The sequence below is a fragment of the Thermobacillus sp. ZCTH02-B1 genome, from assembly GCF_002159085.1.
In the GTDB taxonomy this organism is placed as follows: Bacteria; Bacillota; Bacilli; order Paenibacillales; family Paenibacillaceae; genus Thermobacillus.
On record NZ_LZRU01000030.1, the window covers coordinates 119,145 to 141,435 of the forward strand.

General features: G+C 62.3%; 22 protein-coding genes. 8 read left to right on the forward strand and 14 right to left on the reverse strand.

Going from position 1 to position 22,291, the window contains the following annotated elements; all coding sequences use genetic code 11:
* Positions 1–11: 11 nt before the first annotated feature.
* The 6 genes from A9Z00_RS12425 to coxB all read right to left on the reverse strand — a co-directional run bounded on the left by A9Z00_RS12425 (position 12) and on the right by coxB (position 5,832).
* Positions 12–557 (reverse strand): hypothetical protein, encoded by a 546-nt coding sequence (locus A9Z00_RS12425; RefSeq protein ID WP_296977870.1) that lies wholly within the window; start codon positions 555–557, stop codon positions 12–14.
* 358 nt (positions 558–915) lie between these two features.
* A complete protein-coding gene (gene ctaG / locus A9Z00_RS12430; protein ID WP_367189535.1) occupies positions 916–1,833 on the reverse strand; it encodes a cytochrome c oxidase assembly factor CtaG in 918 nt (305 codons plus the stop codon).
* 79 nt (positions 1,834–1,912) lie between these two features.
* Complete coding sequence (locus tag A9Z00_RS12435) at positions 1,913–2,233, reverse strand: cytochrome C oxidase subunit IV family protein (RefSeq protein ID WP_296977872.1); 321 nt, start codon at positions 2,231–2,233, stop codon at positions 1,913–1,915.
* 3 nt (positions 2,234–2,236) lie between these two features.
* Positions 2,237–2,854 (reverse strand): cytochrome (ubi)quinol oxidase subunit III, encoded by a 618-nt coding sequence (locus A9Z00_RS12440; RefSeq protein WP_296977876.1) that lies wholly within the window; start codon positions 2,852–2,854, stop codon positions 2,237–2,239.
* Positions 2,851–4,701, reverse strand: coding sequence for a cytochrome c oxidase subunit I (gene ctaD, locus A9Z00_RS12445; RefSeq protein ID WP_296977879.1), 1,851 nt, complete (start codon positions 4,699–4,701; stop codon positions 2,851–2,853). Before ctaD ends, A9Z00_RS12440 begins: the two co-directional genes overlap by 4 nt.
* Positions 4,702–4,734: 33 nt before the next feature.
* Entirely contained in the window at positions 4,735–5,832 is a 1,098-nt protein-coding gene (gene coxB, locus A9Z00_RS12450) for a cytochrome c oxidase subunit II (RefSeq protein WP_483316306.1), read from the reverse strand.
* A 434-nt stretch (positions 5,833–6,266) separates the two neighbouring features.
* Here coxB and A9Z00_RS12455 point away from each other — a divergent pair, with 434 nt between their 5' ends.
* A complete protein-coding gene (locus tag A9Z00_RS12455; RefSeq protein WP_296977883.1) occupies positions 6,267–6,986 on the forward strand; it encodes a hypothetical protein in 720 nt (239 codons plus the stop codon).
* 146 nt (positions 6,987–7,132) lie between these two features.
* Here A9Z00_RS12455 and A9Z00_RS12460 read toward each other — a convergent pair whose 3' ends face one another.
* Both A9Z00_RS12460 and A9Z00_RS12465 read right to left on the reverse strand, forming a co-directional pair.
* Positions 7,133–7,318, reverse strand: coding sequence for a hypothetical protein (locus A9Z00_RS12460; RefSeq protein ID WP_296977885.1), 186 nt, complete (start codon positions 7,316–7,318; stop codon positions 7,133–7,135).
* A 215-nt stretch (positions 7,319–7,533) separates the two neighbouring features.
* Positions 7,534–7,704 carry a hypothetical protein gene (locus tag A9Z00_RS12465; protein WP_296977888.1) on the reverse strand — a complete coding sequence of 57 codons (171 nt, stop codon included), beginning with the start codon at positions 7,702–7,704 and terminating at the stop codon, positions 7,534–7,536.
* A 313-nt stretch (positions 7,705–8,017) separates the two neighbouring features.
* Here A9Z00_RS12465 and ilvA point away from each other — a divergent pair, with 313 nt between their 5' ends.
* The 3 genes from ilvA to A9Z00_RS12480 all read left to right on the forward strand — a co-directional run bounded on the left by ilvA (position 8,018) and on the right by A9Z00_RS12480 (position 11,273).
* Positions 8,018–9,286 (forward strand): threonine ammonia-lyase IlvA, encoded by a 1,269-nt coding sequence (gene ilvA, locus A9Z00_RS12470; RefSeq protein ID WP_296977891.1) that lies wholly within the window; start codon positions 8,018–8,020, stop codon positions 9,284–9,286.
* A gap of 130 nt (positions 9,287–9,416) precedes the next feature.
* The gene (locus A9Z00_RS12475; protein WP_296977894.1) at positions 9,417–10,613 is read left to right on the forward strand and encodes an MFS transporter; all 1,197 of its coding nucleotides are present in this window, start codon (positions 9,417–9,419) and stop codon (positions 10,611–10,613) included.
* Between the two features lie 33 nt (positions 10,614–10,646).
* A complete protein-coding gene (locus A9Z00_RS12480; protein ID WP_296977897.1) occupies positions 10,647–11,273 on the forward strand; it encodes a TVP38/TMEM64 family protein in 627 nt (208 codons plus the stop codon).
* A gap of 36 nt (positions 11,274–11,309) precedes the next feature.
* Here A9Z00_RS12480 and A9Z00_RS12485 read toward each other — a convergent pair whose 3' ends face one another.
* Positions 11,310–12,455 (reverse strand): FUSC family protein, encoded by a 1,146-nt coding sequence (locus A9Z00_RS12485; RefSeq protein WP_296977900.1) that lies wholly within the window; start codon positions 12,453–12,455, stop codon positions 11,310–11,312.
* A gap of 47 nt (positions 12,456–12,502) precedes the next feature.
* Positions 12,503–13,414 carry an ArsR/SmtB family transcription factor gene (locus A9Z00_RS12490; RefSeq protein WP_296977903.1) on the reverse strand — a complete coding sequence of 304 codons (912 nt, stop codon included), beginning with the start codon at positions 13,412–13,414 and terminating at the stop codon, positions 12,503–12,505.
* Positions 13,415–13,802: 388 nt separating this feature from the next.
* Here A9Z00_RS12490 and A9Z00_RS12495 point away from each other — a divergent pair, with 388 nt between their 5' ends.
* From A9Z00_RS12495 to arfA, 4 genes are all read left to right on the forward strand, one after another.
* Positions 13,803–15,104, forward strand: a complete 1,302-nt coding sequence (locus A9Z00_RS12495) for an ABC transporter substrate-binding protein (protein ID WP_296977906.1) — start codon at positions 13,803–13,805, stop codon at positions 15,102–15,104.
* 76 nt (positions 15,105–15,180) lie between these two features.
* A complete protein-coding gene (locus tag A9Z00_RS12500) occupies positions 15,181–16,119 on the forward strand; it encodes a carbohydrate ABC transporter permease (protein ID WP_296977909.1) in 939 nt (312 codons plus the stop codon).
* A 1-nt stretch (position 16,120) separates the two neighbouring features.
* On the forward strand, positions 16,121–16,969 hold the full coding sequence (locus A9Z00_RS12505; protein WP_296977912.1) for a carbohydrate ABC transporter permease: 849 nt from the start codon (positions 16,121–16,123) through the stop codon (positions 16,967–16,969).
* Positions 16,970–17,071: 102 nt separating this feature from the next.
* Positions 17,072–18,586, forward strand: a complete 1,515-nt coding sequence (arfA, locus tag A9Z00_RS12510) for an arabinosylfuranosidase ArfA (RefSeq protein WP_296977915.1) — start codon at positions 17,072–17,074, stop codon at positions 18,584–18,586.
* A 123-nt stretch (positions 18,587–18,709) separates the two neighbouring features.
* Here arfA and A9Z00_RS12515 read toward each other — a convergent pair whose 3' ends face one another.
* The 4 genes from A9Z00_RS12515 to A9Z00_RS12530 form a co-directional block, all read right to left on the reverse strand.
* Positions 18,710–19,285, reverse strand: a complete 576-nt coding sequence (locus A9Z00_RS12515) for a stalk domain-containing protein (protein WP_296977918.1) — start codon at positions 19,283–19,285, stop codon at positions 18,710–18,712.
* Positions 19,286–19,569: 284 nt separating this feature from the next.
* Positions 19,570–20,019: a hypothetical protein gene (locus tag A9Z00_RS12520; protein ID WP_296977921.1), complete on the reverse strand. Its 450-nt coding sequence runs from the start codon at positions 20,017–20,019 to the stop codon at positions 19,570–19,572.
* Positions 20,016–20,219: a hypothetical protein gene (locus tag A9Z00_RS12525; RefSeq protein ID WP_296977923.1), complete on the reverse strand. Its 204-nt coding sequence runs from the start codon at positions 20,217–20,219 to the stop codon at positions 20,016–20,018. The genes A9Z00_RS12520 and A9Z00_RS12525 overlap by 4 nt, the downstream gene beginning before the upstream one ends.
* A 450-nt stretch (positions 20,220–20,669) precedes the next feature.
* The gene (locus A9Z00_RS12530; protein WP_296977926.1) at positions 20,670–22,136 is read right to left on the reverse strand and encodes a protein adenylyltransferase SelO; all 1,467 of its coding nucleotides are present in this window, start codon (positions 22,134–22,136) and stop codon (positions 20,670–20,672) included.
* Between the last annotated feature and the right edge of the window lie 155 nt (positions 22,137–22,291).

Here is a 22,291-nt window from a genome sequence, read left to right on the forward strand (position 1 = left end):
CCCACCGCCCCTCATGACCAGAAGCTGCGCCGATTGATCCGGCGATGGAGCAGCGCGACGAATCCGGCGACCGCCGCCGCCGCTGCGGCCAGCATCGCCGCGGCCGTCCCCCAGCTTCCCTCCGCCGCCGATTCGAGGAAGAAGGATACCGCGTTCGCGCCGAATACATTCAGGAGCAACGCTGTCAACAGAATACCGAAGACGAAGAAAATACAGAAATAATTGAAGTAGTCGCGGCCGGAAAATCCGAGCTCGAGGTAGATCGTCATCACGCCGGTGACGACGCCGTATCCGAACCAGCACAGCAGGTTGATGAAAAATCCCGCCAACCCGATTCGGTCGCGCAGTTCCTCGAGCACCGCGTATTGAAGGCCGAAATACAGGAGGCAATTGAAGACCAGCACGAGCAGGAACACCGTCAGCCGGCCCGCGATGATCTGTCCGACGCCGATCGGCATCGTGTGCCATTCCGCCAGTTTGCGCGAATACGTATCCTCCCGCCTGTAGCGGAACGAAGCCGGATCCAGCAGAAAGCCGAAGATCGGCATGAAAGCCATGTACCCGATATCCAGCCCCCACCATACGCGTTCGGGCATTTCCCCGGTCAAGAAAGCGTCCAGAAACAGAGTGGTCAAGCTGAAGCTGTATGCAAGAAAGATCAACGTGACCAATAAGCCCCGCCATGACATCCTGAACTCCTGCTTCGCAATCATCCAAGTACCTTGCCACATGTTGTTGAGCCGGCCTCCCTCCCGATCGACTCTGTATACTGTGTATATCATTATACACACTATACACGATAATCACACCTGAGTCAACACCTTTCCGCCCGAAACATCCAACCCGACAAAAACAAAGCCCGGCCAACCGGCGTCCCGGTTGCCAGGCTTCATGGAAATTCGAATGGGATCGGGGTTACGCGTGGTTCCCCGGGTTTCCCGCGGCACGAGCTGCGGGGGGATTCTCCTCCGCATCCCGTTCCTTCCGGAACCACTGATAGAACACATAGGCGAGAATGGATCCGTACATCACTTCCTGCACGAGCTTCATGATGATCCCGCCGGTCTGCTGATCTTCAAACGGGCCGAGCACGGTGAACGCAGACGGCCCGCCGGCCAGCTCGAGCACCGCCGCGGCGTTACCGCCGATGCAGTATCCGAGCGCGTCGGCCCAGATGGCCGGATCGGTGTAGACCCGGTACAGCGGTTCGCCGGCGAAGATGATCAGCGCGCAGGCCGGCGTCAGCAGCAGTCCGTTCGCGAAGATGTAGCCCATCTTGCGCAGTTCGCTCAGCCGGTTCCATTCGGGTACCGGGCCCACCACATGCCACCACATGAGGAACGCCGCGATGAGCAGAATCGCGTAATAGAGGGCGTGGATCACGTAGTTCGTCATGATGTAGTCGTGCACGGCCGGAACGTGATAGAATGAGAACAGGCCGTTGAACAGAAGCAGCGAGAGAATCGGGCTTGTGAGCCACCGGAATTTCCGCCAGAACGCCGCGCCGAACAGCGACCGCCAGATGAACGCCGGCGTGCCGAGCAGGACGAGCGGCGGAACGATGAGATAGGACAGCGACATGTTGATCATGTGGAACATGAAGTTCAGATGACCAAGCAGCTCCAACGGTCCGCCCTGCGCCAGATAGAACAGCGCGAATCCGCTCAGCGCAAGGGTCCGACGCGAAGCGCCGACGGGCGGCTCGCCGGGCAGATGGTTCTCCCGCCACGGGCCGGTCCAGTACAGATAGCCGATGGCGGCCAGCGCAACCCCGAAGAAGAAGAACGGGCTCCACAGCTCCTCGAAGGAGAAATAGGACAGATCCGGCATCATCGGCAATCCGCACCTCCGCTTCGCTGATAAATGAAAAGAAGAGGCGATTCCGTCAAGACGCGCCTCTTCCCCTACCTCATTACCACCATGTCCAATAGACGGCCATGATGATCATCGTGAATACGATGACAACTCCGCTCAGAATCCCGATGATCGGGAACGTGTGCCCGCGATCCTTCATGTGCATCCAGAACGCCATCTGGATGAACACCTGGACGCAAGCCATCAGAACCAGCATGGCGTAGACGAAGCTCGCCCGAACTTCACCCGTGACGACGACCGCGAACGCGAGAATCGTCAGGACCAGCGAAAAGATGTAGGCGATGATGTGCTTTTTCGGGCCTTCGTGTTTGACGCGCTTCTTCGGCTGCTCCGCGGCAGCGGCATGTTCGGCTGTCATCGATTATCCCACCTTGCCCATCAGATAGACGACGGAAAAGATGAACACCCACACGACGTCGATGAAGTGCCAGTAGAGTCCGGCGACGTACACCTTCGGCGCGGTGTGGAGCGTAATGCCGCGTCTCAGCACCTGCCAGATCAGGAGCGAGATCCAGAGGATGCCGAACGCCACGTGGCCGCCGTGGAAGCCGACCAGCGAGTAGAACGACGTGCTGAAGGCGCTCGCCGCGAACGTATGGCCGTGGTGCGCATATTCGACGAACTCGTAGATCTCGAGCCCGAGGAAGGCGAGGCCGAGCAGAACCGTGACGACCAGCCAGTTCACCGTCGCCTTCGTCTGGTTCCGGTGCATCGCCTGGATCGCGAAGACGCTCGTCAGGCTCGAGGTGAGCAGGATCAGCGTCGCGGCCGCGACCACGGGGAGCGAGAACAGCTCGTTCGCGGTCGGACCTCCGTTCACCTGATCGCGCAGGGCGATGAAGACCGAGAACAGCGTACCGAACAGAACCGTCTCGCCGCCAAGGAAGAGCCAAAAGCCGAGCACCTTGTTGCGGCCTTCGAGCGTCGCCTTCTCCGGCTCGTGAGGCAGGACGCCTTCTGCGTGCGAATGTCCGCTCATGCTTTAACCCCCTTGGCCTGGATTTCTTCCGGTTCGATATGGTAACCGTGGTCTTCAATGACCGAGCGCAGCATCATGCAAATCAGCGTCACGGCCAGTCCGGCGGCGGCTACGATGTGTTGATGATAGATGAAGCCGAAGCCGGCGATGAACAGGCCGACCGACATGATGAACGGCAGGATCGACGGAGACGGCATGTGGATCGGTCCGAGCGGCTCGGCCGGCTGCATCTCCCGATTGCCCTCCATCTTCTCCTTCCAGTAGCAGTCATAACCGCGGATGAGCGGCAATTGCGCGAAGTTGTACTCCGGCGCCGGCGAGGAGATCGCCCATTCGAGCGTGCGGCCGTCTTCCCACGGATCGTTCGTCGCGGTCCGCGGCTTCGCCGACGTCACGATGACGTTGATCAGGAAGAAGATGACGCCGACGCCCATCGTGATCGCGCCGATCGTGCTGATCAGGTTCATCTCGTTGAAGCCCATGCCGTCCAGGTACGTGTAGATCCGGCGCTGCATCCCCGTAAGTCCGAGGAAGTGCTGCACGAAGAACGTCAAATGGAACCCGATGATGAAGAACCAGAACGTCAGCTTGCCGAGCGTCTCGTTCAGCTTGCGCCCGAAAATCTTCGGCCACCAGTAGTGCACGCCCGCGAACAGGCCGGACACCAGACCGCCCACGATCGTGTAGTGGAAGTGTCCGACGACGAAGTACGAGTCATGGTACTGGTAGTCGGCCGGCGCAGCCGCCAGCATGACGCCGGTCACGCCGCCCATGACGAACGTCGGAATGAATCCGATCGCGAACAACATCGGGGACGTGAATTTGATCGAGCCGCCCCACATCGTGAACAGCCAGTTGAACACCTTGATGCCCGTCGGCACGGCGATCAGCATCGTCGCGATCGAGAACAGCGCGTTCGCGACCGGACCGAGGCCGGACGTGAACATGTGGTGCGCCCAGACCATGAAGCCGAGGAAGCCGATCAGCACCGTCGCAAACACCATCGAGCTGTACCCGAACAGGCGCTTGCGCGAGAACGTCGTGACGACTTCCGAGATGATGCCGAACGCCGGCAGGATCAGGATGTAGACCTCAGGGTGTCCGAAAATCCAGAAGATATGCTCCCAGAGCATGATGTTGCCGCCCGCGCTCGGATCGAAGAAATTGCCCCCGAAGAGCCGGTCGAACATCAGCGCGACGAGACCGACCGTCAGCGCCGGGAACGCGAGCAGGATCAGGAGCGACGTGACGAACGTCGCCCAGGTGAACATCGGCATCCGCATGAAGCTCATGCCCGGTGCACGCATGTTGATGATCGTCACGAGGAAGTTGATGCCCCCGAGCAGCGAGCCGATACCGGAGATCTGCAGACCGAGCACGTAGTAGTCAACGCCGGGCCCGTTGCTGAACGTCGTGCTCGCGAGCGGCACGTAGGACGTCCAGCCGGCGTCGGGCACGTGGCCGGTCAGCCAGCTGATGTTCAGCAGCAGGCCGCCGAAGAAGAACGTCCAGAAGCCGAGTGCGTTCACGAACGGGAACGCCACGTCCCGCGCCCCGATCTGCAGCGGCACGATGCAGTTCATGAGCCCGAAGATGACCGGCATGACGCCCAGGAAAATCATCGTCGTGCCGTGCATCGTGATCAGTTCGTTGAACGTGTCCGGACTGACGAAGTCATTCATCGGCTTCCAGAGCTGGATCCGGATCAGGATCGCTTCCAGGCCGCCGATCAGGAAGAAGAAACCGCCCGCAAGAAGATACAGGATGCCGATCTTCTTGTGGTCGACGGTCGTGAGCCAGTCCAGGATGCCCTTATATCGCTTCACCGCGTGCGAACCGTGAGCCAAGGGTAGAACCTCCTTTGAAACCCCACTGGTTGATTATCTCTCTTCCTTGTCGGACGTCGCATCGTTGTTCCTGAGTTCCTCGGATTCGTAATGGAGCTTGTAATCCGCCAGGTAGCGGGCGATGCCCTGAAGCTCCTCTTCCGTCAGTTCCACCGTCGGCATCAGGTTGCCGGGCTTGACTTCTTGCGGATTCTTGATCCATCTGTACAGATTGTCGTAGACGGTGCCTTCGTGCTTGTATTTCGGATTGTCCGTGTTGACGAGAATGCCCGCGACCGTCTCGCGGTCGCCGATGCCCGTCAGGTCCGGATAAACCGGAACGCCCTTGTCGCCCACCGCATGGCAGGAGAGGCACTTCTTCTCGAACACTTCCGCGATCGCCGGATCCTCCGGCAGCTTCGCCGGCGCCTTCATGGCGCTGATCCAGTTCGCGTACGACTCCTCGTCCACGACCTTCACCTTGAAGTCCATCAGCGCATGCGCAGGCCCGCACAGCTCGGCGCACTTGCCGAGGAAGATGCCCGTCTTGTCCGGCGTCTTGATATACATCCGGTTGATGTTGCCGGCCGGGTTCGTGTCGATCTTGCCCGCCAGCGCCGGTACCCAGAACGAGTGCAGCACGTCGGCCGTCTTCGCCTCGATGACGATCGTGCTGTTTTTCGGCACGACGAGCTCCTGCGCGGTCACGATGCCTTCCTGCGGATATTCGAACTTCCACCAGTATTGATGCGCGGTCACGTTGACGAGGATTGCGTCCTCATCCTTGCTGTAATCCTTCGCCTGCCCAAACACCGTCTGCACGGTCGGAACGCCAAGAATGACAAGCAGAATCAGCGGAATGACCGTCCAAATGATTTCCAGCTTGTGATTGCCTTCGACCTGCACGGGGATGCCGTCGTTCCCCGGACGGCGGCGGTAGCGGATGACCACGTAGATCGCGAGCGTGAACACCACGACGACGACCAGGGTCATGATCGAGATCGAGATCTTCATGATGTTGAGCTGCTCTTTGGCCACTTCGCCCTGCGGATTCAGCGGCGACAGATCCGCGCGCCCGCAAGCCGAGAGAAGCATTGCGGCTCCCGCGAGCAGAGACGTCAGTCGCAGCCATTGAAGCCACCGGTTCTTCAACACACCCATCAACCCCGCTTCTTCCGTATTCACAGTTGCCATTCGTGGCGCGGCAGGCGGCAAACTGCGTGTTCTCCCATCGTGCTGTGACATTTCGCACAGTTATTCTGTGACATTTTGCACACCGATTCTGTGATATTTCGCACAGTCAACCACTTTAATAAATATAAGAGCTTGATCCATCGATTGTCAACGAATCCGGGCGAGTTCACAAATTGTTCCCAAAGCCGTCAAAACTCCGCCGCATGGAGTCTCCGGGACCGTCCGGCCTTCCCGGACCGCCCCGCTTCCGATCCGGGCGCGCAAGACCCGTCAACAGTTCCATTATCGCTGGTTTCATGGCGAATTATGTATGCCGGTTCCGCGCATAGTCCGGCGGCGCGGGCGTGAAACCTACTGGCGTGGACGAGAACCGGATTCGGAGGTGCTTGACGGTGTCCCGCACACTCGCGCTCGCCATTCTGGCCGCCATGCTCGCCGTCCTGACGGCCGGGTGCACGGCGTACAAGAACAAATTTGAAGACAGCACGTACGACTACGGTTCCCGCAAGGCGGACGACCCGAAGATGTCCGGACCGCGCCTGTACGGCTCGACGACCGGAGATCCGCGGCAGCATGACAACCGATGGGTGGAATACAGCAGCGCGCTGTCCCGGGAGGTCTCGCGGATCAACGGCGTCGCGGGCGCCGTCGTCATGCTGACGGACCGGAATGCGTACGTCGGCATCATGCTGGACTGGACCGCCGTCGGAACCGTGAAGGACGGCGGCGACCGGCGCACCGACCAGAACATGGGCGGCTCCGGCGACGGCGTGTACAATTACGACACGGGCAGCCCGTACTGGGACGGCCGTCAGGCCGCAACGCCGTACAATTCCTATTTCACCGTAAACGACATCGGCAATCTCAGCGAAGAACTGAAGCAGACGATCGCATCCCGCGTCCGCGCCCTCGCGCCCGCGGTCGAAGAGGTGCACATATCCGCCAACCGGGAATTCGTGAACGAGCTGATCGAATACGCGAAGGAAGCCTGGGGCGGCCGTCCGCTCACACCGTGGATCGACGCGTTCAACACGCTGGTGAAGCACCAGTTCGCCGGCGGCGATGTGCTGCCGCCCCCGCTCGCGCAGCTCAAGGCCCGCTCCGGAAAATAAAAAACGTCCCGGCGCCGGCCGCTTCGCGCGGACGACACCGGGACAGGCAATTGAAATTAATATATATTATGGTAGAAAAAAATGCAGCCTTTCGGCCTCAGTCCAAAAGGGGACGCGTCGACGGCGTCCCCCGCTTTCGCAGCGATTCAGTTGACCGGGTTGATCCTGCCCAGCTCGCGCTCCACGAGCAACGTGAGCTCATCTTCATAACCGCCGGTGATCCGATACTTCCGGATGTATTCCCGGACGAACTTCCGGGCGTCCTTCGGCTGATAGATGCGCGCCATCTCCCTGAGACTTTCCCTGACTTCGTCGTGGCCGCGTTTCGCCAAGCCGCATCCCTCCCGAATTCCTTGAATGGCTGTTCCGTTTACACCATACGCTTGCACGCGCGGAACGATGCCGGCATATCATCACCCGTTGTCGGCGGACATCCGCTTCCCCCGTCTGCGGGAGATGCGGCTTGCATGTTCGCCGGGAGGGGGTATGCCGCCCTTGCACCCATTATAACAGGCGGACGCCGGGATGCAAAGAATTTTGCGAAAATTCAACCATTTGTCCGCCGATCCGGCGGATTCGGGCCGGAAGGATTTCCGCCGTCCCGGCCGGCGTCGGAACGTTTCACCGCGCGGGTCAAGCGCAGATAGGCAATCACGCCGGCGACGGCGACCGCGACGCCGAACGCCAGTCCGGTGTACGTAAGCCACATGTCGGACATGGCAACTCCCGCCTTTCGGTGACTTCGTTTCGGAACATCCGGACTCATTCCAGTATACCGGACGCAAGAAAGCGCTTCAAATGACAATTGTTTGTCGGCGAACCCGAACGTTCCTCCGATATCCTACGCTATATATACGCCGAAGCCGCTTTCACGTTCCAACGATTCCGGCGCGCTCCGGTCCGCCGCATCCCCCCGTACCGCATGTACCGCATTCCGCCGTCCGCGAACGGACGGCCGGTTGACATTCGCACCGGGCGCGCGTATAACTGTAATATTATTGCAGGTACTTGCGAGAGCGGAGGCAATCGTCATGGACAAACTGACGCAGACCGGAAACGGAACGGGGCTGGCCGACATCGTCAAGGCTCACCAACTGCTCAAGGAGGTTGTCGTGCGTACGCCGCTCCAGTACAGCCGCGTGCTGTCCGAGCGATTCGGCGCCCGCGTCAGCCTGAAGCGGGAAGATTTGCAGGTGGTGCGGTCGTTCAAGATTCGGGGAGCCTACCACATGATGCGGATGCTCGACGAGGAGTCGCTGCGGCGCGGCGTCGTTGCCGCAAGCGCCGGCAACCACGCGCAAGGTGTCGCGTTCTCCTGTCGCACGCTCGGCGTGAAGGGCCGCATCTTCATGCCGGGCACGACGCCGCGACAGAAGGTGAAGCAGGTCGCATTTTTCGGCGGCGACGCCGTCGAGATCGTACTCGTCGGCGACACGTTTGACGACGCCTATGCGGAAGCGCTGAACGCGAGCAGGAAGGAAGGCATGACGTTCATCCATCCGTTCGACGATCCGCGCATCATCGCCGGCAACGGCACAATCGGCCTCGAGCTGCTCGAAGACGCGGAGACGCCGCCGGACATCGTGTTCGTGACGATCGGCGGAGGCGGGCTGGCAGCCGGCGTCGCTTCCTACATCAAGAGCGTGTCGCCGGAGACGAAGGTGATCGGGGTCGAGCCGGAAGGCGCGCCCGCCATGCGGGTCTCGCTCGACGCCGGCGAAATCCGCACGCTCGAGCGGATCGACACCTTCGTCGACGGCGCCGCCGTGAAGCGGGTCGGCGAGCTGGCGTTCTCGATCTGCCGCGAACTGCTGGACGACGTCGTCGTCATTCCCGAAGGCAAGGCATGCACGACGATTCTCGAGCTGTACAACGAGAGCGCGATCGTCGTCGAGCCGGCGGGCGCCCTGACGGTGGCGGCGCTGCATGCCTGCCGGGATCGCATCGCCGGCAAATCGGTCGTCTGCGTCATCAGCGGCGGCAACAACGACGTCGACCGGATGCAGGAAATCAAGGAGCGGTCGCTGATCTACGAAGGGCTGAAGCATTATTTCGTCATCAACTTTCCGCAGCGGGCGGGCGCGCTCCGGGAATTCCTCGACGACGTGCTCGGCCCGACGGACGACATCACCCGCTTCGAATACACGAAAAAGAACAACAAGGAGAGCGGCCCCGCGCTCGTCGGCATCGAGCTGAAGCAGCCGGAAGACTACGAGCCGCTCATCCGCCGGATGCGCGAGAAGGGCGTCCAGTTCATCGAGCTGAACAAGGATCCGCATCTGTTCAGCCTGCTGATATGACGAACCGCCCGGCCCGGCCCGCGGCGGATGATTTTCGCCCCGATCTCGACTATAATGGTACGAAAAGACGCAAACTTCCGTAACGACGGCCGAACGAAGCGTTTCGCCGGCCGGACCGGAGAAGGGCGAGGTGAAAGCTCTGTTCATCCGGTCGAATCGGGATGAGACGGCGCTGCTCGGCTTCATCCTGCTTCTGGTCATGTTCGTGCGGGGAGCCGTCGCGGCCAGCTTCATTCCGATCTATGGAGAGAAAATGCTCGGCCTGTCGCTCGACGTGGTCGGCGCGGCCATCACGGCCCATTTCATGACGGATACGGCGCTCAAAACGGCCATCGGCTGGCTGCTGGACCGGTTTTCGGCGCGCGCGATCGTGAGCGCCGGACTCCTGGCCTCGCTGACCGGCGTCGCGTTGATGCAATACGCGGAGGTTCCGTGGCTGTTCATCGCCTCCGCCGCCCTGTTCGGGATCGGCGTCTCGCCGATCTGGATCGTCTGCCTGACGAGGGTCAGCGAACACCGGCGCGCGACCCGGATGGGATTCCTGTACACGATCTGGTTCATCGGCTTCGGGGCGGGGCTGATCGCGAGCAACCTGCTGCTCGGCCGCTCGCCCGCCGCGGCCGGCCGTCTGATCGTCGCGGCGACGGCCCTGTCCTGGGCGCTGTCGCTGCTCATCTCCAACCGGCGCGGGCGCGAGGCCGCGGCGATTCCGGCCGGCCGCCCGCTGGCGCTGCTGGGCGGAAAGCTGACCGCCATGCGGGCGCTTCTGCCCGGCATGGTGCTGCAAACGGCGGGAGCCGGCATGCTGCTGCCGGTGCTGCCGGCATTCGCGGAGAAGGAACTGTCGGTGGACAGTGGCACCTATTCCCTGATCCTCATCGCGGCCGGCGGGCTGACCGTGCTGGGCCTCGTGCCGATGGGACGGCTGTCCGACCGCCTCGGCCGCAAGCAGGCCTTCCTCGCCGCCGGATTCGGCACGTTCTCCGCGCTGCTGATCCTGCTCGCGACGGCGCCGCCGTTCTGGCAATGCCTGGTGATCGCGGGCGCGCTCGGCGTCGCCTATTCCGCCGTGCTGCCCGCCTGGAACGCGCTGCTCGCGTCCTTTCTGCCGAAGTCGCAGGAAGGGCTCGGGTGGGGCATGTTCTCGACGCTGGAAGGGATCGGCATCATGATCGGCCCCGTGGCGGGCGGCATCATCGCGACGATCGGCGACGAAGCCGACGTCGTCCGCATCAGCGGCATGCTGTTCGGCCTGATCGGCCTGTTCTACCTGCTCGTTCCGCTCCGCCCCGCCGAACCCGCCGGCCGCGCGCCGGCGGACCGATGACCGCAAGACACCCAGGAAAGCGGCTGATCCGACATGTTCGAATCGATTGCAGACTGGTTCAACGAGCTGCGGCAGATGGACGAGGCACAGCTCAAGCAGACGATCGAGGGCTACGCCGAATTCGGTCCGCTGCCCGGCATTCTGCTGCCGTTTCTGGAAGCCTTCCTGGCGTTCCTGCCGCTCGTCGTCTTCATCGCGGTCAATGCGAACGTCTATGGCCTGTGGCTCGGCATCCTCTATTCCTGGATCGGCGTCGTGTCCGGCTCGATCTGCGTCTTCTGGGTCGCGCGGCTGATCGGCCGGCGGCCGGGCATCTGGCTGCAGCGCCGCTACCCCTCGGCCCGTCGCTTCTTCCGCTGGATCGAGCGGAACGGCTTCACGCCGATCTTCCTGTTCGCCTGCATCCCGTTCGCGCCCTCCTTCCTGATCAACCTCGCATCCGGACTGAGCAGCGTAAGGTTCGGAACATTCGCGCTGGCGATCCTGATGGGCAAGGCGATCATGATCTTCTCGGTCTCGTTCCTCTCGTTCGACATCACCCGGCTGGCTCATCAGCCCTGGCGCATCGTCATGGCCGTCGTCGCAATCGCCGCCATGTGGTACGGCGGCAGGAAACTCGAAGCCCGCTATCTGGCGCGGGCGAAACGCCGGGCGGACTGACCCGCCGGCCCCGCGAACGGGCCGCCGATCCGTCCGCTAATCGCTTCGTTCTCCCGCATGACGGCCGTTCGGCCGGTACCGCGCGTCTCCGGCAACCGCGGCCGCCGGCTCCGCCGCCTTCCCGTCCGTCTCCTCCGCTCCGCCATCCTCCGAACCCGGCGCCCCGCGGCCGGATTCCCTGCGCATGATCCGGTCCAGCAGCCGGGCGAGCCGGTCCAGATTCCAGGCGTACTCGAACATCGCGGATGCGACGAACAGGAGCCGCCTCCGTTCCGCCGGCTGTTCCCCCAGCCAGGCGGTCAGATCCCGCGCGAGATCATCGACCGGCTCCGGCCGGATCACCGCGCCGGGCTTGATCTTTCCTTCCCATTTGAGCAGCAGCTGTTCGTGGCATTTCGTCAGCGCTTCAATGCGCCGGTCGAACCGCTCCGCCCATTCGGCCGCGCCCGGCGACGAATGGAAATGTTCCTCGATCGCCTCCAGCAACGCGGCGCCGGCGCGCAGCGTCCGGATCATCCGGCGCGACAGGAGAAGCTGCCGGGCATGCCTGCGCCGGGCCGAAGGCCGGATGACGCGCTCCTCCCGGAACAGCGCGTACTGCTCGTCCAGCCTGCGGAATATCTGCTCCAGCCGCTCATGCTCTTCCCGGAACACCTTCTCCCGGATCTCGTTCGATACGGCCGTCCGAAGCAGCAGCGTCAGAATGTTGCAGGCCTCGTGCACCTGCTCGCGGAACTGCCGCTTCGGCCGCGGCGGCAGGACGAGCACGTTCACCAGGAAAGCCGACACGATCCCCGTCAGCACCATGAGGAAACGCTCCAGCGCATACTGCAAACCGTCCGCTTGCGCATCCATGACCGCCACGACCGTCACGAGCGTCAGGCCGATTGCGCTCGTCGTCCTGAGCCGGATGTTGAGCACGATGACCGCGACGCAGACGAGGCCGACCGAAATCGGCGTGACGCCGAGCGCGTACGCGGTCCCCAGCGCGAACGCGGCGCCGACAATGTTCGACTGGACATGGTCTTGCACCTGCTGCCAGGAGCGGTAAATCGACGGCTGGATCGTGAAGATGGCCGCGACCGCCGCGATGATGGGCGTGCTGAACCCGAACAGCCCGCTGATGTATATGGCCAGCACCACCGCCAGCCCGGTCTTGAGCATGCGCGCTCCGATCGTCATGCATCGGCCGCCTCCCCGTCTCCGCAGATACGGACCGTCAAGGATTCCTAGTCGACGACATCGTACAGCACGCGCGCGACGATGTCCTGCTTGTAATTGCCGAAATGCGATCCGTAGATCGTGAGCCCGCCGACCCGGCCGTTCTCGGACACGCCGATCCGGAACTTGAAGTCCGGCTGCCCGTCAAACGGAATGTCGGTGATCTTGACATCCGAGATGCGGCAGCCGTCGATGAACGTGCCGTTCTCGTTGATCCGGAGCAGCTTCAGGAGGCCGTACTGGTTCAGGTGGGGCGGCCACCAGTCCGGGTTGTTCGCCCCCTTCTCCCCGCCGAAATCGCCGGGCGACGTCCAGACTCCCACTTCCATCTGGTTGACGTGGAACACGATGTCCGACGGATAGTCGTTGTTGTAGCAGGGCGCCTCCGAGCTCAGCTCCATGATGAACTGCAGCTCGGCGAGCCGGTGGTTCGGCTTGAGATAGTTCGGGATCCGGTATTCGAAAAATCCGCGCGTCAGCCAGATGATCTCCGCGTCGATCCGCTTCGGATCGGCGAAGTAGCTCGGATTGTCAAACTCGCCGATGACGCTGTCCTTCGTCGCGAGGCCGCAGGTCGGCTCCGCATGGTAGTCGCAATAATGGCCGACCTTGATCTCGACCTCGTAGACATTATCCGACCCCTTGCCTTTGAGCTCGACCGTCAGCTGATCCTCGTTCAGGTAGCAGATCTTCTGGATGCCGTGCCGGCCGACCGCGGTCGTGATCGCGATCAGTCCGCTCTCTTCCAGCTTCTTGATGTGCATCGTCACCGCGCCGTTTGACAGCCCCAGCTTCTCGGCGATCTCGTTCAGATTGAGGCTCCCGTACCGGTTCAACAGTTCCAGAATTTCGATCCGGATTTCGGAGCCGAGGGCCTTGAACAGGTTCAGCCCGGACCGCAATTCTTTGATGTGAATCAACGGATAGCATCCTCTCATCTGCAAATTATTTCATTATATTATAAAATAAACCCCCTGTCTTGAGAAGGGTTTCGCAAAGATCCGAAAAAATTCCGTCATCCCCCTTTTCCCGAAACGCTCCCCCGATGCGACAACCTTCGCCCGCATCGCCGCCCAAATCCGCCTTTGTTTTACAAAAATCTTCACAACTCGACTTTTATTTTATATTTAAATGATTTGAAATTCCTAAGAAAACGGATTCATTTAGCTATTGACAAAATAAAACGCTGCCAATACCATATAACATAAATTATTTTATTTTTTTATAAACCAAATAGGTTCCGGTCTGAATCCCGCTTCGGCGGGGTTTGGCAATTTCCAATCCGATTCTTCTGAAGGGGGAAGAGAAGTGAGACGGCATTCATTCCTGATCCTGGCGTTCCTGCTGGTTCTGTCGCTCGCCGCAGCCGCATGCTCCCGCGGCGGCAACTCCGGCGGATCTTCGGACGGCGGCGAAGGCACGACGCTCGAGTTCTGGACGTTCAACGAACTGCACGACCAGTTCTACCAGCACATGGCCCAGCTGTGGAACGAAAAGAATCCCGACCGCAAGATCAATCTCAAGGGCATCGTCTACCCGTACGACGACATGCACAACAAGCTGCTCGTCGCGCTGCAGAGCGGGACGGGCGCGCCGGACCTGGCGGACGTGGAGCTGAACAAGTTCCCGAACTTCCTGAAGGGAACGCCGCAGCTCGTGCCGCTCAACGACATCGTCGAACCCGAATTGGACAACCTCGTTCGGTCCCGGCTCGACATTTACGCAAAGGACGGAAACTACTACGGCATCGACTTCCACGTCGGGGCATCCGTCATCTATTACAACAAGGAAATTTTGGATCAAGCCGGCGTCAATCCCGACGACATCAAGACCTGGGCTGATTTCGAAGCGGCCGGCAAGAAGGTGCTCGAAGCGACGGGCAAGCCGATGGTGACGATCGAGACCGGCGACATGTGGTCCGTCTGGCCCCAGATCGCGCAGGCGCCCGGCGGCGACGATCTGCAAACGGCGGACGGCCGGCCGAATCTGACGGGCGAGGTCGTGGTCAGAGCGCTGGAGTTCCAGAAGCGGCTGATCGATCAGGGCATCGCGGTGACGGCACCCGGCGGCACTCACCATGCCGAGGAATACTACGGCTTCATGAATGACGGCGGCGCCGCGTCGGTCTGGATGCCGATGTGGTACATGGGCCGGTTCACCGACTACATGCCCGACCTGAAGGGCAAGATCGTCATCAAGCCGATGCCCGCCTGGAATGCGGGTGAACCGCGCTCGGCCGGCATGGGCGGCACGGGCACGGTCATTACGACCGCTTCGAAGAATATGGAACTGGCGAAGGATTTCCTCGCCTTCGCCAAGCTGTCGCGCGAAGGCAACATCGAAATCTGGAGATTCCTCGGCTTCGACCCGCTGCGCTCGGATGTCTGGGATGCGCCGGAGTTGCGCGAACCGAACAAATTCACCGACTACTTCGGGGATTACATCTTCGACGTGCTGCTGGAAGTGAAGGACGAGATCGAAGGCGTCGTCGTCAACGAACAGACGCCGGCCATTTCCGACATGTTCCGTACTTCGGTGCTCGTGCGGATTCTCCAGGACGGCGAAGATCCGGTCAAGGTGCTGGAAGAAACGCAAGCCCAGCTGCAGTAACGAACGACCCTGAGGACGCGCCGGTCCCGCCCGGTCGGCGGGACCGGTACGTTGTACCGGAAGGAGGCATGACGCGATGGCGCAACCGGTGCCGTCAACGCCGCGGCAGGCGGCCGTCGGGCTTGCCCGGCTGCGGAGGCTGGCCTATTCGCAGTCGGTCGCGCCCTGGCTGTTCGTGCTGCCGTTCATCCTGTCGTTTGCCGTCTTTTTCGCCTGGCCCGTCCTGTCCGCCGTGAACATGAGCTTTCAGGAAGTGCTCCCCGGACAGGTCCGCTACATCGGCCTCGAGAACTACCGCGACCTGTGGAATCCGACGTTCCGCAAGGCGTTGCTGAACAGCACGGAATATACGATCTGGACCCTGATCATCCTCATCCCGCTGCCGCTCGTGCTTGCGGTATTTCTCAATTCGAAGCTGATGGCGTGGCGCAACTTCTTCCGCTCGACGCTGTTCGTCCCCGCGCTGGTCTCGGTCGTCGTGGCGGGCACCGTGTTCCGGCTGGCGTTCGGCGAACTGGAAGGCTCGCTGATGAACACGATCATCACCGCCTTCGGGTTCGAGCCGCAGAAATGGCTGCGGCATGAAGGGCTGGCGATGTTCACGCTCGTGTTGCTGGCCACATGGCGTTGGACGGGGATTAATATCCTCTACTTCCTTGCCGGTCTGCAGAATATTCCGCGGGAACTGTACGAATCGGCGGAAATCGACGGCGCGAGCGCCTGGGACCGGTTCATCCGGATCACGCTGCCGCTGCTCAAGCCGATCACGATCTACGTGCTGACGATCAGCATCTACGGCGGTTACGCGATGTTCACCGAAAGCTACATGCTGTGGGCCGGCAACCGGTCGCCGAACGACATCGGGCTGACGATCGTCGGCTACCTGTACCGCAACGGGATCGAGCAGAACAATCTCGGCCTCGGCTCGGCGGTTGGCATCGTCCTGCTCATCATCACATTCACGGCGACGATGATCCAGCTCAAGCTGACGGGCATGTTCCGGAGGGAGGATTGACATGAGCGCGGGCAACGCACTCCGGCGCCGCCTCGCTTCCGCGGCACTGTTCATTCTGTTCGTTTTGCTCGGCCTGTTCGCGGTCTCCCCGATCGTCACGCTGATCGTCGCGTCGTTCAAGCCGGCGCAGGAGATCATGCGGTACGGACTGAATCTCCGGCTTGATTGGGAACTCCTGTCGCTGAAGAACTACGCGTATCTCTTCTCCGACCAGTCGCTGTACCTGACCTGGTACGGGAACAGCCTGCTCATCACCGCCGTCTTCACCGTGCTGTGCCTGTTCTTCTCGTCGATGGTCGGCTACGCGCTCGCCGTCTACCGGTTCCGGTTCCGGAACGCGCTCTTTGCGCTCGTGCTGGTCACGATGATGATACCGCTCGAGATCATCATCCTGCCGCTTTACAAGCTGTCGATCTCGCTGAAGCTGATCAACAACATGTGGGGCGTCATCCTGCCCTTCATGGTGGCGCCGCTTCCGATCTTCTTCTTCCGTCAGTATGCCAGCGGACTGCCGAAGGATTATCTCGACGCGGCGAGGGTGGACGGCTGCACGGAATTCGGCATCTTCTTCCGGATCATGGTGCCGCTGATGGCGCCGGCCTTTTCGTCGATGCTCATCCTGCAGTCGCTGTTCTCGTGGAACAACTTCCTCTGGCCGCTCATCGTGCTGAGGACCAATGAGCAGCTCACCATTCCGATCGGGCTGGCGACCTTGCTCACGCCTTACGGCAACAACTACGACATGCTCATCTCCGGCGCCGTGCTGGCCATCGTGCCGATCCTGATCGTGTTCCTGTTCTTCCAGCGGTATTTCATCGAAGGGATGACAGCCGGCGGCATCAAGGGCTGAAGCCGAAGCGGGCGGCCGGAACCGGACCGCCCGCTTCCCCCGTCAGGCCATCCCGTCATCAAGACCGTACAAGTCACCACGACCGTAAAGGAGAGACCCATCATGACATTGGAAGCACGCATGACGCTGGACCGGGAATACCGCATCGCCGAAATCGACAAGCGCATCTACGGCTCGTTCATCGAACATCTTGGACGCGCCGTCTACGGCGGCATTTACGAGCCCGGCCATCCCGAGGCCGACGCGCGCGGTTTCCGGCAGGATGTGCTGAGGTTGGTCCGCGAGCTTGGCGTTCCGATCGTCCGCTATCCGGGCGGCAATTTCGTCTCCGGTTACAACTGGGAAGACGGCGTCGGCCCGAAAGAGCAACGGCCGCGCCGGCTCGATCTCGCCTGGCGCACGGTCGAGACGAACGAATTCGGCACGAACGAATTCATCGAATGGGTCCGGGCGGCGGGCGCCGAGCCGATGATGGCGGTCAACCTCGGCACGCGCGGCATCGACGAGGCGCGCAATCTGGTCGAGTATTGCAACCATCCGGGCGGCTCGTACTGGAGCGATCTCCGGCGCAAGCACGGGTACGAGCAGCCGCACAACATCAAGGTGTGGTGCCTCGGCAACGAAATGGACGGGCCGTGGCAGATCGGCCACAAGACGGCCGCGGAATACGGCCGGCTGGCGCAGGAGACGGCGAAGGCGATGAAATGGGTCGACCCGACGATCGAGCTCGTCTCGTGCGGCAGCTCCCATCCGAACATGCCGACGTTCCCCGAATACGAAGCCGTCTCGCTCGAATTCACCTACGATTATGTCGATTACGTGTCGCTGCACCAGTACTTCGGCAACCGGAGCGGCGACACCGCGTCGTTCCTCGCCTCGACGCTCGAGATGGACCATTTCATCCGGACGGTGAAGGCGACCTGCGACTACGTCAAGGCGAAAAAGCGGAGCAAGAAGACGCTGAACCTCAGCTTCGACGAATGGAACGTCTGGTTCCACTCGAACGAGCAGGACAAGCAAATCGAGCCGTGGAGCATCGCGCCGCCGCTGCTCGAGGACATTTACACGTTCGAGGACGCGCTCGTCGTCGGCGGCATCCTGATCACGCTGCTCAGGCACAGCGACCGCGTGCGGATGGCATGCCTCGCGCAGCTCGTCAACGTCATCGCGCCGATCATGACCGAGAACGGCGGCAGGGCCTGGCGGCAGACGATCTACTGGCCGTTCCTGTACGCTTCGCGCTACGGCCGGGGCGTCGCGCTGCAGCCGGTCATCGACTCGCCGAAGTACGATACGTCGGAGTACACGGACGTGCCGGTGCTCGAGGGCATCGGCGTGCACGACGAGGAGCGGGAACAGCTCACGTTGTTCGCGCTGAACCGGAGCCTGACCGATCCGGTGACGCTGCGATGCGCGCTTCGCGGCTTCGAAGGATACCGCGTGCTGGAGCACATCGTGCTGGAGCACGACGACCTGAAGGCCGTGAACGGACCGGATGGGGAACGGGTGAAGCCGCATGCCGGCGGCCGTTCGCAGGCGGCGGACGGCCTGCTCGAGGCGGAGCTGCCGAAGCACTCGTGGCACGTCATCCGGCTCGGCAAACGGAACGAGCCGTAATGGAAAAGACCTCCGCGGGATGCGGAGGTCTTCGCATTTGCGGCGACACGCCTCCGCGGATGGCGGAGGCTTCCGGCCCGAACCGCCCGCGCGAACCGTCGCCGCGGGCGGTTCGTTTCGGGCTCAGGATGTTTTGTCCTCGAAGCTCAGGTACACGTACAAATAATCATCGCGCACCCCGGGCAGAGCGGAAGTCGATTTGATGCCCAGGAAACCCAGGCGCTCCCGCCATGCTTCCCGCTCTTCATCCACATCAGGTTGCATGGACATTTCCCGGTCGAACAGATAAGACAGCAGCGCGGCATGGATCTCCGTCCTGCCGTCGGACAGGCGAATCCATTCCTTCGGCAGCACGATCTTCGTGTCGGTGCTCTCCGGCTCCTCGTCGGAGAAGTTGAACACCAGCGTTTTTCCGCCGTTGACGATCTCGGCCGTCTTCGTCTTGCCGTTCCATCGGATCCGTTCGACCCTTCCGCCGAACACGTCCCGAATCGGAACATACTCGGACTGGTACTTGTATGCTTCCTCCTTCTCGCCCTGACTGATGTGCAGATACGTATAGGGCCGGAAAACGTCATAGGCATTCCGGGCCCTTTCCAGCAGGGTCTCCCCCTCCGGAACAGCCGCCGCGGCCGATGTCCCGAGCAGCAACGACGCCGCCAATGCCAGGCAGGCGAAGCATTTCATCCTCGATGCCATGATGTTTCCTTTCATGTAAACACCTCGCGATCCATGCATGAATTGTCATCTGTTCAATCAGACGCCGGAACCGGCTCTGAAGTTGCGTTGCGGGGCCGATACGTTTTTTCAATAAAAAAACTGCCGACGGGGACGTCGACAGTTCGGAAACATCCTCGATGCGAAGGTCTTGTCCAAATCCCGCACCGTCGGGCGGGTATTGTACGCCTGCCCGATGAAGTGACGGCGTTCCGCAGCGGCCTTGGAGCCGCATGGCAGATCCACACCGCCGCATCGGCCCATCCTTACTCGGCTTCCGCCGCGGCGGCCGCCTTCGGCGCCGCCATCGCCTGCGCCGCAAAATCGCTGATGACCCGCGTGAGCCGTTCGTTCTCGTTCTGCGTCTGCCGCAGCTTCTGTTCGAGATGCTGGATCTTGACTTCCTTCTCGCGCTCGCGGTTCTCGAATTCGCGCAGCCGGAGTTCGAACTCCTTATGATTGCGATTCAAATCCAGCATGAGCTGCCGGTTCGTCAGCTCCCGCTCCGACAGCCGCTCCTGCAGTTCGCGGATCCGGTTCTCCTGCTGCAGCCGCTGCGCATTGAACTCGGCCACCATCTGGTCGTACTGCGTCTTCATCCCGAGGACGCTCTCCTTCGCGCGGTTCAGTTCGGCCGTCAGCGACTCCAGCTTGCTCTCCAGGAAGCTTTTGTCATATTGCAGCTCGCGGATTTGGTCTTCCTTGGCGACAATCATGCGGTCGCGCTCCTCGATCTGCTGTCGATCACCTGCTGCACGATATCAATCAGCTTCGCGACCAGCGGATCGTCGAACGCCTGGGATCGTACCGGCGCCTTGCCGTTCGCTTCCTGACCCTGGCCCGCCGCCTGCGACGGATCGGACTGGGCTTGCCACTCGGGTTTCTTCATCGTCGTCAACCGCTGCAAAAGATTCATTCCACACCGTCCCCTTTCTCTTCGTCTTCGTCCGGCCGGGCCGCTGCGTCGTCCGATCATGCCGTGCCCGCTCTTCCCCGCATCCCGGACGAGAACATCCCGCGATGCATCATCCATCCTTATGTATCGACAATCCGGTGTCGGTTTCATTAGATTTTTCGGTAAAAAATCCCCGTTTTCCTGCCGAAATTCGCCATGATGCGACAAAAACCACGCCCCGGTTCCCCGCCGGGGCGTCTTCCGCCGCATGTTTCGCGCACCACGTCCTCCGCCGGCCGCCTCCGGCTGTCCGCGCACGTCTTCCCCGCACAACCCGCGGTCCGCATCCGTCCGATCGTGCGCCGTCTCCGCCATCCGCGGCAGCTTCGCGAACCGCATCCGACCGGCGAGCGCCTTCCTCACCGCCCGCCGCCCATCCTGGCCGTCCGGCCGCGGACGGACGCGGCCCGGTTACGTGCCGCAGAACGTCCGGTACGGGCGGTCCGGCTTCGGCGGCACCGCAGCGTACAGCGGATCGGCCGCTTCCGGGTCGTAAGGCTTGGCAAGCGCGGCGAGCAGCCGTTCCATGACGGACAGATCGCCGCGCGCCGCGGCTTCCAGCGCCTCCTCGACGCGGGCGTTGCGCGGGATGACCGCGGGGTTCGCGCTCTCCATGAGCCGCCTTGCCTCGGCTTCGGTCTGCGGCTGCCGCCCGAGCCGATTCCGCCAACGCTCCAGCCATTCGCCGAACTCGCGGGTGCCATGCATCGCCGTCTCCTCCGGCCTGCCGCGCGTCAAATCGAAGAAGGTTCGCGTGTAATCCGCCCGGTGCCGGCGCATCAGCTCGAGCAGATCCCGGGCGAGCTCCCCGTCTTCCGCCTCTTCGCCGAACAGCCCGAGTTTGGCGCGCATGCCCTTCAGCCAGTAGCGTTCGTACCGGCCGGGGTATTCGGCGAGCGCCTCCTCCGCCAGCCCGGCGGCCTTCTCCTCGTCTTCGTGGATCAGCGGCAGCAGCGCCTCGGCCAGCCGCGCCAGATTCCAGGCGCCGATCGCGGGCTGGCGCCCGTAGGCGTAGCGGCCGTGCGTGTCGATCGAGCTGAAGACGGTGTCCGGATCGTATTCATCCAGAAAAGCGCACGGGCCGTAATCGATCGTCTCGCCGCTGATCGTCATGTTGTCCGTGTTCATGACGCCGTGGACGAACCCGATCAGCATCCAGCGCGCGATCAACGCGGCCTGCCGGTCGATGACCTCCCTTAAGAAAGCCAGATACGGCCGTTCATCGCCGGACACTTCCGGCATGTGCCGCCGGATCGCATAGTCGGCCAGCGCCCGGAGCGCCTCCCTGCCGCCGCGCCACGCCGCGAACTCGAACGTGCCGACGCGCAGATGGCTCGCCGCCGTGCGGGTCAGCACCGCTCCCGGCAGCACGGTCTCGCGGATGACGGGCAGGCCGGTCTTCACGACCGCGAGGCTCCGGGTCGTCGGCACGCCGAGGGCGTGCATCGCCTCGCTGATGATGTATTCGCGCAGCATCGGCCCGAGCGCCGCCCGGCCGTCCCCGCCGCGGGAAAACGGCGTGCGGCCCGATCCCTTCAACTGAATGTCGACGAGCGCGCCCGAGGGCGTCCGCTGCTCGCCGAGCAGCAGCGCCCGGCCGTCGCCGAGCATCGTAAACCAGCCGAACTGGTGGCCCGCATACGCCTGGGCGATCGGCTCGGCGCCCTCCGGCAGCCGGCTGCCCGCCAACGCTTCAACGCCCGCGGGCGCGCGGAGCGCTCCGGGGTCGAGGCCGAGTTCGACCGCAAGCCGATCGTTCAGGATCACGAGCTCCGGTTTGGCGGCCGGCGCCGGGTCCTGCCGGTGCCAGAACAGCTCCGGCAGCCGGGCGTACGTATGTTCAAGCCGCCACCCCGCCCTTCGCTCCGTCCTTTCCATCGCGCTCCGCCCCTTTCGATCGCGTAAGTCCGTCCGGCCCGCGTCCCTGCACGGGCCGGCGCAGGCCTATTCTGCCCCGCCGCGGGCGAAAATGTGCGCCGGGACGACCGCAGCCGGACCGCCTGCCGGCAGTCCGGCCGTCCGGAACCGATCAA